The sequence below is a fragment of the Azospirillum sp. A29 genome (assembly GCF_042604625.1).
Lineage (GTDB): Bacteria > Pseudomonadota > Alphaproteobacteria > Azospirillales > Azospirillaceae > Azospirillum > Azospirillum palustre.
The window spans coordinates 1,838,106-1,850,472 of sequence record NZ_CP170466.1 but is presented as its reverse complement, the minus strand read 5'-3'; the positions used below and the strand labels follow the sequence as shown (position 1 = coordinate 1,850,472).

15 protein-coding genes are annotated in these 12,367 nt (G+C 69.6%); 7 read left to right on the top strand and 8 right to left on the bottom strand.

Features of this window, described 5'->3' with window-relative positions; translation table 11 throughout:
* Positions 1 to 114: 114 nt before the first annotated feature.
* The 3 genes from hrcA (at position 115) to ABNQ38_RS23750 (ending at position 2,330) form a co-directional block, all read left to right on the top strand.
* Positions 115 to 1,155: a heat-inducible transcriptional repressor HrcA gene (hrcA, locus tag ABNQ38_RS23760; RefSeq protein WP_085090505.1), complete on the top strand. Its 1,041-nt coding sequence runs from the start codon at positions 115 to 117 to the stop codon at positions 1,153 to 1,155.
* A gap of 51 nt (positions 1,156 to 1,206) precedes the next feature.
* Positions 1,207 to 1,806: a nucleotide exchange factor GrpE gene (gene grpE / locus ABNQ38_RS23755; RefSeq protein WP_098740954.1), complete on the top strand. Its 600-nt coding sequence runs from the start codon at positions 1,207 to 1,209 to the stop codon at positions 1,804 to 1,806.
* 158 nt (positions 1,807 to 1,964) lie between these two features.
* Positions 1,965 to 2,330: a response regulator gene (locus ABNQ38_RS23750; RefSeq protein ID WP_109048338.1), complete on the top strand. Its 366-nt coding sequence runs from the start codon at positions 1,965 to 1,967 to the stop codon at positions 2,328 to 2,330.
* Positions 2,331 to 2,345: 15 nt separating this feature from the next.
* Here the strand turns inward: ABNQ38_RS23750 and ABNQ38_RS23745 are convergent, their stop codons facing one another.
* The 7 genes from ABNQ38_RS23745 to ABNQ38_RS23715 form a co-directional block, all read right to left on the bottom strand.
* Positions 2,346 to 3,215, bottom strand: coding sequence for a DUF1848 domain-containing protein (locus ABNQ38_RS23745; protein WP_377808331.1), 870 nt, complete (start codon positions 3,213 to 3,215; stop codon positions 2,346 to 2,348).
* 66 nt (positions 3,216 to 3,281) lie between these two features.
* The gene (locus ABNQ38_RS23740; protein ID WP_174471445.1) at positions 3,282 to 3,839 is read right to left on the bottom strand and encodes a NifU family protein; all 558 of its coding nucleotides are present in this window, start codon (positions 3,837 to 3,839) and stop codon (positions 3,282 to 3,284) included.
* Positions 3,840 to 4,008: 169 nt separating this feature from the next.
* Positions 4,009 to 4,530: a universal stress protein gene (locus ABNQ38_RS23735; RefSeq protein WP_377808330.1), complete on the bottom strand. Its 522-nt coding sequence runs from the start codon at positions 4,528 to 4,530 to the stop codon at positions 4,009 to 4,011.
* Between the two features lie 18 nt (positions 4,531 to 4,548).
* Entirely contained in the window at positions 4,549 to 5,331 is a 783-nt protein-coding gene (locus ABNQ38_RS23730; protein WP_377808328.1) for a TIGR02186 family protein, read from the bottom strand.
* Positions 5,331 to 6,248 carry a sulfite exporter TauE/SafE family protein gene (locus tag ABNQ38_RS23725; protein ID WP_109048334.1) on the bottom strand — a complete coding sequence of 306 codons (918 nt, stop codon included), beginning with the start codon at positions 6,246 to 6,248 and terminating at the stop codon, positions 5,331 to 5,333. The genes ABNQ38_RS23730 and ABNQ38_RS23725 overlap by 1 nt, the downstream gene beginning before the upstream one ends.
* 180 nt (positions 6,249 to 6,428) lie before the next feature.
* A complete protein-coding gene (locus ABNQ38_RS23720; protein WP_377808327.1) occupies positions 6,429 to 7,163 on the bottom strand; it encodes a hypothetical protein in 735 nt (244 codons plus the stop codon).
* Positions 7,164 to 7,252: 89 nt separating this feature from the next.
* Positions 7,253 to 7,783, bottom strand: a complete 531-nt coding sequence (locus ABNQ38_RS23715; RefSeq protein ID WP_377808326.1) for a hypothetical protein — start codon at positions 7,781 to 7,783, stop codon at positions 7,253 to 7,255.
* A gap of 123 nt (positions 7,784 to 7,906) precedes the next feature.
* Between ABNQ38_RS23715 and ABNQ38_RS23710 the strand changes: the two genes are divergently transcribed.
* Entirely contained in the window at positions 7,907 to 8,380 is a 474-nt protein-coding gene (locus tag ABNQ38_RS23710; RefSeq protein WP_377808325.1) for a hypothetical protein, read from the top strand.
* Between the two features lie 117 nt (positions 8,381 to 8,497).
* On the opposite strand, the gene ABNQ38_RS23705 is transcribed toward ABNQ38_RS23710, so the two are convergent.
* Complete coding sequence (locus tag ABNQ38_RS23705) at positions 8,498 to 9,505, bottom strand: adenosine kinase (RefSeq protein ID WP_377808324.1); 1,008 nt, start codon at positions 9,503 to 9,505, stop codon at positions 8,498 to 8,500.
* A gap of 166 nt (positions 9,506 to 9,671) precedes the next feature.
* Here ABNQ38_RS23705 and ABNQ38_RS23700 point away from each other — a divergent pair, with 166 nt between their 5' ends.
* From ABNQ38_RS23700 to ABNQ38_RS23690, 3 genes are all read left to right on the top strand, one after another.
* The gene (locus ABNQ38_RS23700) at positions 9,672 to 10,145 is read left to right on the top strand and encodes a helix-turn-helix domain-containing protein (RefSeq protein WP_109052205.1); all 474 of its coding nucleotides are present in this window, start codon (positions 9,672 to 9,674) and stop codon (positions 10,143 to 10,145) included.
* Positions 10,142 to 11,413: a beta-ketoacyl-ACP synthase II gene (fabF, locus tag ABNQ38_RS23695; RefSeq protein WP_377808323.1), complete on the top strand. Its 1,272-nt coding sequence runs from the start codon at positions 10,142 to 10,144 to the stop codon at positions 11,411 to 11,413. Before ABNQ38_RS23700 ends, fabF begins: the two co-directional genes overlap by 4 nt.
* 119 nt (positions 11,414 to 11,532) lie before the next feature.
* Positions 11,533 to 12,228 carry an EI24 domain-containing protein gene (locus ABNQ38_RS23690; protein WP_377808322.1) on the top strand — a complete coding sequence of 232 codons (696 nt, stop codon included), beginning with the start codon at positions 11,533 to 11,535 and terminating at the stop codon, positions 12,226 to 12,228.
* Positions 12,229 to 12,367 lie beyond the last annotated feature (139 nt).

Here is a 12,367-nt window from a genome sequence, read left to right as displayed (position 1 = left end):
GCATCTTCGCCCCGCACGTTGATTCGGCGGTCGGACCTGCCTAAATTCGGACCGGTTGACGGAACCCGCGTTCCGCAACCGACCGGCCCGAACAGAGCACGACCGCCCCAGTCCATGATCAACGAGCTGAACCAGCGATCGCGCGAGATTTTCCGGCTGATCGTCGACGCCTATGTGGCGTCGGGGGAGCCGGTCGGCTCCCGCACGATCTCGCGGCGGCTTGGCATGGCCTTGTCGCCCGCGACCATCCGCAACGTGATGGCCGACCTGGAGGAGCAGGGGCTGCTCTATGCCCCGCACACCTCCGCCGGCCGCATCCCGACCGATGCCGGCCTTCGCATGTTCGTCGACGGCCTGCTGGAGATCGGGTCGCTGACCGAGGACGAGCGCGCCTCGATCGAAGCGAAATGCTCCGCCTCCGGCCGCGCCTTCGCCGACGTGCTGGGCGAGGCGTCGACCATGCTGTCCGGCCTGTCGCACTGTGCCGGGCTGGTGGTGGCGCCTAAGACCGACCGTCCGCTGAAGCACATCGAGTTCGTGTCGCTCGGCCCCGGCCGTGCCCTGGTCGTGCTGGTGAACGAGGACGGGCTGGTCGAGAACCGGGTGATCGAGGTGCCGATGGGGGTTCCCACCTCCACCCTGCAGACGGTGTCGAACTTCCTCAGTGCCAAGCTCGCCGGCCGCACGCTGGACGAGGCCCGGCAGGAGGTCCTGCAGGAGATCGAGCAGCAGAAGACCCAGCTGGACGAGCTGTCGCGCAAGGTGGTCGCCGCCGGTCTGGCCACCTGGGCCGGCAGTGGCGGGTCGAACGCCGGCCAGCTGATCGTCCGCGGCCAGTCCCGCCTGCTGGAGGACGTCACCGCGCTGTCCGACCTGGAGCGTGTGCGTGGCCTGTTCGAGGCGCTGGAGACCAAGGAGACGATGCTGCGCATGCTGGACGCTACCGGTCGCGGCGACGGCGTGCAGATCTTCATCGGCGCCGAGAACGTCCTGTTCAGCCATTCCGGCTGCTCGATGATCATCTCCCCCTTCCAGAACAGCCGGGAACAGGTGATCGGCGCCATCGGCGTCATCGGCCCGACCCGCATCAATTATGCCCGCATCATTCCGCTGGTCGATTACACCGCCAAGGTGGTCAGCCGGCTGATCGGCTGAACACCACCCTCACCAACTCCGCCTTTTGACGAAGCAAGAATTGAGAAAACCATGAGCGAAGAGCAGAACAAGCCCGCCGACGCCACGGTGGAGCCGACCGAGGCCACCGCCGACACCGCCGCCAACCAGACGGATGCCGGTTCGCCCGAGGACCGTGTCGCCAAGCTGGAGGCCGAGGTCGCCAGCCTGAAGGACCAGCTTCTGCGCGCCATGGCGGAGACGGAGAACACCCGCCGCCGTGCCCAGCGCGACCGCGAGGACGCCAGCAAGTTCGCCGTGTCGAGCTTCGCCAAGGAGCTGGTGTCGGTCGCCGACAATTTGCGCCGCGCGCTCGACGCCGTGCCGGCCGAGGGCCGCGAGCAGGACGATGTGCTGAAGGGCCTCGCCGTCGGCGTCGAGGCGACCGAGCGCCAGCTGTTCGCCGCCTTCGACCGTGCCGGCATCAAGAAGCTGGACCCGGCCGGCGAGCCGTTCGACCCGAACTTCCATCAGGTGATGTTCGAGATCGAGAACACCGGCAAGGCCGCCGGCACCGTCGTGCAGGTTCTCCAGCCCGGCTACACCATCCACGGACGCCTGCTGCGCGAGGCGATGGTCGGTGTCGCCAAGGGCGGTGACGCCGGTGGCCAGCACGTCGATACGAAGGCGTAACCATACGACTTCTGCAAAGCCCCCGGTTCAGCGGCATCGCCGACGGGCCGGGGGCTTCGTGTTATGCGGAATAGGGTACGCCAGCGGTTGACGGTCGGCGGGAAATTGCCTAGGCCTTTCCCTTATTCCTTTCGGCCGAGCAACCGGAGCCGCGTTCCATGCCCAAGAGCGTCCTGACCGTCGACGATTCCAAGACCATCCGCGACATGGTCGGGTTCACGCTGAAAGGCGCCGGCTATGAGGTGGCGGAGGCGTCGGACGGCAATGCCGGCCTCGCCCTGGTCAACCAGCGCAAGTTCGACTGCATCATCACCGATTTGAACATGCCGGGCCTGGACGGGCTGGCGCTGACCCGCGCCATCCGCGCCTCGGCCACCAACCGCGCCACCCCGGTCCTGCTGCTGACCACCGAGGCCGATCCGGCCAAGAAGTCCGCCGGCCGCGAAGCCGGTGCCACCGGCTGGCTGGTGAAGCCGTTCAACCCGGAAAAGCTGGTGGAGACGGTGCGGAAGGTCTGTCCGTAAGGACCGGTCTTCCCGTCAACGGGCAATCAGAAACTCCCCCTCCGGATCGTGAGCGGCGAAGCGTTGCTGGGCCTTGCCGCGGTCGGCAACGGCATAGCAGTAGACGCAGCCGTGCGGACAGCTGTCATAGTCGCCGATGTCGCGGCTTTCGGCGCACAGGCAGCCGGGGCGGTTGCCCTTCTCCCGCGCGGCGATCGCATGGCCCGCGACATCGGACAGGCGCAGCGCATCGACGCAGCGGGCCGGCGCCGTGCCGGGCGTACCGGCCAGCTCCGGCTGGGTGCAGAGCGTCAGCGCCATCCCCTCCCCCGCCGCGATCCCGGCCAGATCCGCCAGCAGCGCGCGCTTCTCCTCCGCCTCCGGATCGCGCCAGCCGATGCCGGCGGCGGCGAGGTTGCGGGCGGTCTTGCGGTAGGGCTGGAGGAAGGAGACCACCACCTCGTCGGTCACCCCGCGCAGCGAGCGGGCGATGGCGGCGAAGGTCTCGCGGTGCCAAGCGGGCGGCGTGGCGTCGGTCAGGGCGATGGGGTCGTAACGCCAGACCGCTGCCCGCGCTCCCCAGCGCCCACGCACCTGTGCCATATGGCCGACCGCCGTCTCCCAGGCGGGGACCGAGCGTTCCAGCGCGGTGGGCAGGCCGGTGACGCTGTATTGCACGACGAAGGGAAAGCCCCGCTCCGCCACGCTGTCGAGCGCGCCGAGGAACGGTCCCAGATTCTTGGTCCAGAAGATGAAGCCGTCGACCGCCGGCCGGGTCAGGTCGATGCGGTAGGTCTGGCCGCCATAGGGGTTGACCATCCGGCAGTAACCGGCGTCGAGGCGGTTCAGGAACCAGCGCCCGTAGAAGGCGGGAATGTCGGTCTTGTAGCTGGCGGAGATGATCATGCAACCAGCATGGGAATACCGGCCCGCCGCATCAAGGGCAAGCCGGCATAACCATAAGGGCGGACCTTACTGGACCGAGCGGACCTCGACCACTTCCGGGATGTAGTGGCGCAGCATGTTCTCGATGCCGTGCTTCAGCGTGGCGGTGGAGCTGGGGCAGCCGGAGCAGGCCCCCTTCATCGCCAGATAGACGACGCCGCGCTCGAAGCCCTGGAAGGTGATGTCGCCGCCGTCCTGGGCGACCGACGGACGGACGCGGGTGTCCAGCAGCTCCTTGATCTGCTCGACGATCTCCTCGTCGTCGGCGTTCGCCGCCGCGGCATGGCCGTCGCCGCCGTCCTCCAGCAGGACCGGGCGGTCGGCGGTGAAATGCTCCATGATCACGCCGAGGATCGACGGCTTCAGCAGGAACCAGTCGCGGGCATCGGTCTTGGTGATGGTGATGAAGTCGGCACCCAGGAAGACGCCGACGACGCCCTCGATCTCGAACAGGCGCTGGGCGAGCGGCGAACGGGCGGCATCCTCGCGGCCGGTGAAGTCGGCGGTGCCGCGTCCGAGCACGTCACGCCCCGGCAGGAACTTGAGAGTCGCCGGGTTGGGCGTCTGCTCGGTCTGAATGAACATGGTCTGGTCCTCCATCGGCGGCGGAATGGAACCGCCGGCGCGCCCGGGATCGGGACGCGGTACGATTGGGGGAAATCTGGGCCGAAACGCCGGGCGGATCAAGGACCCCGGTTGTGTGGGTATTCGGCATCCGGCATGCGCGGACCGTCCCCGCAGCACCTATCCTTACTTACGTGATCGCGTCCAGTTCCTCGTTGCTGAGCCCGCCGGGGACGATGGTCAGCGGGATGTGCAGCCGCCCCAGACCGCGGCCGGTGTAGTAGGAGATCAGCGGTCCGGGGCCTTCCGGGTCGGTGCCGGCGGCCAGCACGAGGATGGAGATGCTCGGCTCCTCGCCGATCAGGGCCAGCACCTCCTCGGTGCGGTTGCCCTCGCGGACATAGAGCGCCGGCAGGGTGCCGGTCAGCTGGTTGACCTCGCGCGCCAGCTTCTGGAGCATCTGCTCCGCCTCGGCGCGCTGTTCCTCGCGGATCAGGTTCTCCACCGCCAGCCAGTGCTGCATCTCGCCCTTTTCCAGAACGGTCAGCAGCGCCACCTTGCCGCCCGACTTGCGGGCGCGCAGGCAGGCATAGCGGAGCGCCACCTTCAGCTCCGGGCTGTCGTCGACCACCACCAGGAAGATGCGCACCGGCTTGGCGGCGGGGGGCTGGGCGGGGGGTTCCGGCGTGGCGGACTGCGTCGTGTCGGTCATCTCTGTAACCCTCTCGGCTTAGACCCGGCGGAATGCGGCGCCGGCCGCCCAGCCGGCCGCGATGGCGCCGAGGACGGCGGCCACCCCGTAGATGACCGGGCGGTTGCGCGCGAAGTCCGACACTTCGGCGCTGAACCCGATCTTGGACACCACCAGCGGCGTGGTCTGGGCGCTGACCACCTCGCCGTCGCGAATCAGCAGGGCTTCGACATTGTACAGCCCGGTCGGGACATTGGCCGGGAAATAGATGTTGGTGCGGAACAGCCGCTCGCCCAGGAAGGCGACCTGCCCCATCGAGATGGCGTAAAGCCCCTGGCGCTGCTTGTTGCGGATCAGCGCGCTGCGGTAGGCGGCAAGCTCCTCCGGCGGCAGGGTCGGGTCGGCCGGCAGCTGGAGCTGCGGCAGGCCCAGCTGGTGGCGCTCCAGAACCGGGCGGCCGACCAGCTGGTCGAGCGGCCGGCTGACCGCCACCGTGTAGAAGCTGGGCACCTGGTCGAAGCGCAGGCTGTCGGTGTTCATCCACATGCCGGCCACCCGCTGCTTGCGGCGGACGGTGGCGGGGGAGCGCGGGCCGGTGACGACGATGGCGACGTCGCCCGCCCCGTCGGTGGTGCCGAACAGCACGACCTCCGTGCCGGTGAAGCCGGTGGTGATGGCGATCAGGTGGCTCGACAGGTCGGCGACCAGCTGCTGCGCCCACACCGTCGCCGTCACCGTGCCGCCCAGCAGCAGCCCGGCCAGCGCCGCGGCGGCCTGGACCAGCCTGCGCTTGATCGGCCTGCGCTTGATAACCGCCGCCATCAGCGCAGCCCCATGGTCAGGGTGTAGAGGTCGTCGGGACGGGAGAACAGGTCCCAGGCCAGCTTCAGCGCCACCGCCACCACGATCAGCGACAGCGCCATCCGGGCGGTCTCGCCGCGCAGCCGGGTGCCGGCCCTGGTGCCGAACTGCGCGCCGATCACGCCACCGATCAGCAGCAGAAGCGCCAGCATGGCGTCCACCGTCTGGTTGGTGGCGGCCTGGAGCAGGGTCGCCGCCGCGGTGGTGAAGATGATCTGGAACAGCGAAGTGCCGGCGACCAGACCGGCCGGCATGTTCAGCAGATAGATCATCGCCGGCACCAGCAGGAAGCCGCCGCCGATGCCCATGATCGCCACCAGCATGCCGCCGACCGCCCCGATCCCCGCCGGCAGCAGGGCGGAGATGTAGAGCTTGGAACGCTGGAACCGCATCTTGAAAGGCAGGCCGTGCAGCCAGATGTGGCGGTGCAGCTTGCCGCGCTTGGCCGTCGGCGCCCGGCGGCGCAGGATGGCGCGGCTGCTTTCCACCAGCATCATGCCGCCGATGGTGCCGAGGAAGAAGACGTAGGACAGGGTGATGGCGATGTCGATCTGGCCCAGCCGCTGGAGGATGCCGAAGATCCACACCCCCACCGCGGTGCCGACCACGCCGCCGCCCAGCATCACCACGCCCAGCTTCACGTCGACATTGCCGCGCCGCCAGTGGGCGAGCACGCCCGACACGCTGGCGGCGACCAGCTGGTTGGCCTGGGTGCCGACGGCGATTGCCGGGGGAACGCCGATGAAGATCAGCAGCGGCGTCATCAGGAAGCCGCCGCCGACGCCGAACATCCCCGACAGGAAGCCGACCAGCCAGCCCATGCCGAGCACCAGCAGCGCGTTGACCGACATCTCGGCAATCGGCAGGTAGACTTGCATGGAGGGGCAATCTGTCAGGATGGGCGGCGGGATCGGCAGCTTACCCGAGCCGGTGCCGTGGCGGAAGACCGCAGCGCCGGCCTTTTGGGGGGATCGCCTCCGGTGAAGAGGCCGGTAAGAGCGGTGGAACGGCGTGGAACGCTGTCCGGCCGATGTTCCATGTTCATCGGCCTGTCCGCCTCACCGGCGGCCGAAGGCGGCCTTGCCCCGGCGTTCCAGCGCCGAGCCGAGGGTAGGATAGGGATCGTCGGGGTTGAAGGTGTAGGGATAGACGCCCTTCGGCCCCGCCGCCTCCGGGCGGGCGAGGATGGCGGCGACGGCGCGCGGATCGGGCGGGGTGCGTTCGCGGAAGGCGCCGGGGATGCTGTCGTCGTCGAGGTCGGGGACGACGATGCCGGAGAGGCCGGCGAAGGGATCGGCAACGGGATCGGGGGCAGTATCAGGGGCAGCCTCTGCGGACAGGTCTTGCGACGGTTGCCGGGTCTGTAGCTGTTGCGCCGGTTGCTGAGCCGGGTGAGCTGCGAGCCCGTCGAGGATGCCGAGCCGGTCGGCCAGCCAGCGCACGGTGGAGGGATCGCCGGAGGAGACCAGCCGCTCGATCTGCTCGACGACCAGACTGCGCAGCGACGAGAGGCGCAGGTCGGCCTCGCGGTTCAGCGTCTGCCGCTCCCACCACACCCTGTGACGGAAATCCTTGGAGCCGTAATAGGCCCGCCACAGGGTGGTGCGGCTGCATCCCATGGCGCGGGCGACATAGAGGAAGCTGCTGCCGCGGGCCAGCATGCCGGCGGCCATGATCCACTGCTCCTCGTGGAACTGAGAACCGGGAACCAACGAGCCGTCCGACGGCACCGGCGGCTCCTCCGCCCACAGCGGGAAATGGTCGTTTGCAAGGGTACGGCTGTCGAGGGGCATGGCGTGGCTCCGCGAATGAGTCGGCATTGCGGAGAGGATATAGGAATTATTTCTCCAACCGGTGGTCTTTCGCGAAAAACGGCAACCGCTCAGGGCACCGCCGCGTGGAAGAAGACCCGATAGCCGCCCTTCTGCGGGAAGAGATGGTCCGCCTCGCGCCGGGCGGACGCCATGTCCAGCGCATGCACCACGACCCGGTTGCCGTAGCGCCAGGCCGGGTTCACCGGCTTGCCGGCGGCGCGGGCGGCGGCGGCGACAACGGTGTCGAACTTCGCCTCCGCCTTGAAGGCGCGCCGGTTGCCACCGGGGGTGCCGAGGACATGCAGGAAGACCGGCGGTTCCTTGTCCAGCGTCTCGATCTGGCGCTGGAGATGGCTGACCCGCAGTTCGGCGGCGGTCAGCCGGCCCCTCGCCTCCTCCAGCCGGCAGGCCATGTCGGCCAGCGCCTCCGTCTCGGCGCGCTGGCGTTCCTTCAGCGGCAGCACCGACCGGCGCAGCCGGTCGAGCCCGGCCACCCGTTCCCAGCTGCGCCGGATGCCGACCCAGCACAGATGGCACAGCACGGCCAGCGCCGCCACCAGCGGCACCGCCGAGTTGAGGATCGTCCCCACCATTTCCATCGAACGCCGCCCCCCTCGAATGCCGCCATGACTGCCAGCGCCTGCCCTGGCACGCCGGTTGCTGCATTTCCGGCAGGCGGGCACGCAGCAAGGAGCGTGCCGAAGAAGCGGAGGACGATGGGCATGCAGACGCCGCTGCTGCTGGTGCTGGAAATGGTCATCATGATGGCCTGCCTCAGCTGGGGCACCGTGTCGATCCTGCGGATCGGCTACCGGATCGCGTCCGTGCAGCGCCGCCGGTCGCAGCTGCATCATGGACGGACGGAGCTGACCCAGACCACCGACTCCCTGCGGCGCGACCTGCGCCGGCAGGAAACCGAACTGCACCAGCTGGAGGATGCGATATCCGTACGCAACGCCCAGGCGGTGGAATTGCAGAGCCAATTGAACGATCTGCGCCGCCAGGGGCCGCGGGAATACACGCTGATGAACGAGCGTTTCGGGGAGAAGGACCGGCTGTGGCTGCTGACCGTCCCGCGGCCCGACCGGCCGGAGCGCTGGGCGGTGGCCGCCCCCGACAGCGGGACGGCGCTGGCGCTGCTGTGCGCCAGGGTCACCGTGCCGGAGCGGCCGGTGGTGGACGACCAGTTGAACTGAGCCGGCTGAACTGAGCCGGCCGAAGCGAAGAAAACCGGACCGGAATGAGAACCGGCCGCAGTTGCAAAATGCACTGCGGCCGGCAACGTGGTTGCGATCTGAGGCGCAAATCGCAGGTTACAGAATGCCCTTGGCGGCGACCAGCTCGCGCAGGTTCACCTCCGGCCGGGCGCCGACATGGCCGATGATCTCCGCCGCGGCGACGGCGCCCAGACGGCCGCAGACCGCCGGGGACAGGCCGCGGGTGTGGCCGAACAGGAAGCCGGCGGCGTAGAGGTCGCCGGCGCCGGTGGTGTCGACCACCCGCTCCACCGGCTCGGCCGCCACCTCGACCACCTCGCCGGCCGAGACGATGACCGCGCCCTTCTCGCTGCGGGTCAGCGCCGCCGTCTTGCCCAGCCGCTTCACCGCCGCCAGCGCGTCCTCGAAGCTGTCGGTGCCGTAGAGGGCGCCGATCTCATGTTCGTTGGCGAACAGGATGTCGACGTGGCGTTCCACCAGATCGACGAACTCGGCATGGTGGCGGTGGACGCAGAAGCTGTCGGACAGCGACAGCGACACCTTGCGGCCGGCGGCGTGCGCGATCTCCGCCGCCTTGCGGAAGGCCTCCTTGGCGCGGGGCGGATCCCAGAGGTAGCCTTCCAGGTAGGTGACCTGCGAGGCGGCGATCAGCGTCTCGTCGATGTCCTCCGGCCCCAGCTCGACGCAGGCGCCGAGATAGGTGTTCATCGAGCGCTGGGCGTCCGGCGTGACCAGGATCAGGCAGCGGGCGGTCGGCGCCCCGCCCAGCAGCGGCGCGCTGTCGAAGGCGACGCCGGCCGCGCGGATGTCGTGGCGGAACACGTCGCCCAGCTGGTCCCTGGCGACCTTGCCGATATAGGCGCCGCGCCCGCCCAACATGGCGATGCCCGCCATGGTGTTGCCGGCCGAGCCGCCGGAGACCTCCACGCCCGGCCCCATGCGGCCATACAGCTCCTCGGCGCGGGCGGCGTCGATCAGCGTCATCGCCCCCTTCTCGATGGTGTTGGAGGCGAGGAAGGCGTCGTCGGCGTGGGCGATCACGTCCACGATGGCGTTGCCGATGCCGGTGACGTCGTAGGCGGCATCCTGGACGGACGTGGTCATGGGCTCTCCTGGGAGATCTTGCGGTCGGTGCGAAGTTGCGGCGCGAGTATAGCCGCCGCCGCCCGCATCACAAGTGCGGCTCAGGCGAGCACGTCCGATGCCCCGCGGACGAGCCGCCATCCCCCATCACTTGCATGATGAAAGTGACCGTGCGACAGTCGCCGCCATGCGACGCACCCGCCTGAGCGACGTTCCCTGCCCCATCGCCCGCGGCCTTGACGAGGTCGGGGAATGGTGGTCCCTGCTGATCCTGCGCGACGCGATGCTGGGCCTGACCCGCTTCGACGAGTTCCAGCGCAGCATCGGGCTCGCCACCAACATGCTGACCCGCCGCCTCCAGGCTCTGGTGGAGGCCGGGCTGCTGGAGAAGCGGCCCTACCAGGACCGCCCGCTGCGCCACAGCTATCATCTGACCGGCAAGGGGCGGGATTTCCTGCCGGTGCTGATCGCCATGGCCGACTGGGGCAGCCGCTGGCTGCCGCCCGGCGGGGCGTTCCGGATCGTCGACAGGGACACCGGACGGCCGGTCGAGCCGGTGCTGATCGACAGGACGACAGGCGAAGCGCTCCGGCCGGAGCGGCTGCGCCCGGAATTCACCATCCCTGCAAAGACGACATGGGCAAAGGACGAAACCGAATGAGACGAGTCGTGGTCACCGGATTGGGCGCGGTCACGCCGCTTGGGGCCGGGGTGAATCCTAGCTGGCGCGCCATGCTGGACGGCCGCAGCGGCATCCGCGCGATACACGGGGTCGATACCGGCGGGATCGATGTCGCCGACCTGCCCTGCCGCATCGCCGGACAGGTGCCGGACAGCGGGGAGGCCGCCTTCGACGCCGATGCGGTGGTGCCGCCCAAGGACCAGCGCAAGATGGACCGCTTCATCCTGCTGGCGCTGGCCGCCGCGGAAGAGGCGGTGGCCGATGCCGGCTGGCGCCCGGCGGACGCGGAGGCGCAGGAGCGCACCGGCGTGATGATCGGCTCCGGCATCGGCGGCCTGCCGGCTCTGGCCGACGCGGCGCTGACCCTGCACGCGAAGGGGCCGCGCCGCATCTCGCCCTTCTTCGTGCCGTCGACCCTCATCAACCTCGCGTCGGGCCATGTCTCGATCCGCTACGGCTTCCGCGGACCGAACCATGCCGCCGTGACCGCCTGCGCGACCGGAGCCCATGCCATCGGCGACGCCGCCCGGCTGATCGCCATGGACGATGCCGACGTCATGCTGGCCGGCGGCAGCGAGGCGACGATCTGCCGTCTCGCCATCGCCGGCTTCTGCGCCGCCCGCGCCATGTCCAGCGGCTTCAACGACGACCCGGCCCGCGCGTCGCGCCCCTGGGACCGCGAGCGCGACGGCTTCGTCATGGGTGAAGGCGCCGGCGTGCTGGTGCTGGAAGAGCTGGAGCATGCCAGGCGGCGCGGGGCGACGATCTATGCCGAGGTCACCGGCTATGGGCTGTCGGGCGACGCCTACCACATCACCTCCCCGGCGGAGGACGGCAACGGCGCCTTCCGCGCCATGCGCGCCGCGCTGAAGCGGGCCGGCCTGGCGCCGGACGCCATCGACTACGTCAACGCCCATGCCACCTCCACCCCGGCCGGCGACCCGGTGGAGATCGCGGCGGTCAAGCGCCTGTTCGGCCCGGCGGCGGCGGACCTCTCGATGTCCTCGACCAAATCGGCGACCGGCCATCTGCTGGGCGCGGCGGGTGCGGTGGAGGCGATCTTCGCCATCCTGGCCCTGCGCGATCAGGTCGCCCCACCCACCCTGAACCTGGAAGCGCCGTCGGAGGGCTGCGACCTCGACCTCGTGCCGCTGCGGCCGAAGGAACGGCGCATCCGCCATGTCCTGTCGAACAGCTTCGGCTTCGGCGGGACCAACGCCGCGCTGGTGTTCAGCCCCGCACCGTAACGGGAGAGCGGAAGGGCGGCACGGGGGGGACTGGAACCCGGCGGCCGGCCACCGTAGATATGCGGGCGGCGGCGCCAGCCATGCCCCGCCGCCCTTCCTTGCCGCCTTACGGACCGCCGATGATCCGCGCCCTCGTGCTTGCCTTCGCCCAGCTGTCCGACCCGCGCGTGCGCCGGGTGGTGTGGACCGGGGTGTTCGTCTCGCTGCTCGCCTATGCCCTGCTGGCGGTCGGCGCCTCGTGGGCGCTGTCGGCGACGCCGCTGACCGGCTATGGCTGGATCGACGCCACCATCGACGTCATGGGCGGGCTGGGGGTGCTGGTGCTGGCGTGGCTGCTGTTCCCGGCCACCGTCGGCACGGTGTCGAGCTTCTTCCTCGACGAGGTGGTGGAGCGGGTCGAGGCGCGGCACTACCCCGGCCTGCCCGCCCCGCGCCGGGCCGGCTGGCTGGAGGAGCTGGCGACGGCGCTGCGCTTCCTGCTGCTGGTGCTGGCGATCAACCTGCTGGCCCTGCCGATCTACATCTTCGCGCCCGGCCTGAACCTGATCGTCTTCTACACCATCAACGGCTATCTGCTGGGCCGGGAGTATTTCGAGATGGTCGCACACCGGCGGATGGACCGCGCCGCCGCGCGGGCGATGCGCCGTACCAGACCGCTGAAACCTTTTTTGGCCGGGGTCGTCATTGCCTTCCTTTCGACAATCCCCTTCGCCAATTTGCTGGTCCCGGTCGTCGCGAGCGCCTTCATGGTTCATGTCCTACAGTCCATGTCGGCGCCCCTTGCGGCAGGCCGGACGACCGTGATACGCCGCTAGGCGGCACGGCCGCACACCGTCGCCTGCCCGGAAACCGGCCGCCCGGACACCGATTGCGGCGACCGCCTTTCCGGCGGGGCGCCTCCGGCACCGGGCCACACGATTTCCAGGCCATCCCGCCACCCGAATGTCCAGACTG